At 56.7% G+C, this 811-nt stretch carries 1 rRNA gene; it reads right to left on the bottom strand.

From position 1 onward, the window contains the following. Positions 1–811 (bottom strand): 23S ribosomal RNA (locus IE265_RS38055); the annotation flags it as partial.

Raw genomic sequence — 811 nt, 5'->3', positions numbered from 1 at the left:
CTCCCGAACGTAGCCAACCAGCCATGCCCTTGGCAGGACAACTGGCACACCAGAGGTTCGTCCGTCCCGGTCCTCTCGTACTAGGGACAGCCCTTCTCAATATTCCTACGCGCACAGCGGATAGGGACCGAACTGTCTCACGACGTTCTAAACCCAGCTCGCGTACCGCTTTAATGGGCGAACAGCCCAACCCTTGGGACCGACTCCAGCCCCAGGATGCGACGAGCCGACATCGAGGTGCCAAACCATCCCGTCGATATGGACTCTTGGGGAAGATCAGCCTGTTATCCCCGGGGTACCTTTTATCCGTTGAGCGACGGCGCTTCCACAAGCCACCGCCGGATCACTAGTCCCGACTTTCGTCCCTGCTCGACCCGTCGGTCTCACAGTCAAGCTCCCTTGTGCACTTACACTCAACACCTGATTACCAACCAGGCTGAGGGAACCTTTGGGCGCCTCCGTTACTCTTTAGGAGGCAACCGCCCCAGTTAAACTACCCATCAGACACTGTCCCTGATCCGGATCACGGACCCAGGTTAGACATCCAGCACGACCAGACTGGTATTTCAACGACGACTCCACACGGGCTGGCGCCCGCACTTCACAGTCTCCCAGCTATCCTACACAAGCCGAACCGAACACCAATATCAAACTGTAGTAAAGGTCCCGGGGTCTTTCCGTCCTGCTGCGCGAAACGAGCATCTTTACTCGTAGTGCAATTTCACCGGGCCTATGGTTGAGACAGTCGAGAAGTCGTTACGCCATTCGTGCAGGTCGGAACTTACCCGACAAGGAATTTCGCTACCTTAGG

This window comes from Streptomyces fructofermentans, assembly GCF_014651055.1.
Lineage (GTDB): Bacteria > Actinomycetota > Actinomycetes > Streptomycetales > Streptomycetaceae > Streptomyces > Streptomyces fructofermentans.
This window is presented reverse-complemented; position numbering and strand designations above follow the sequence as displayed.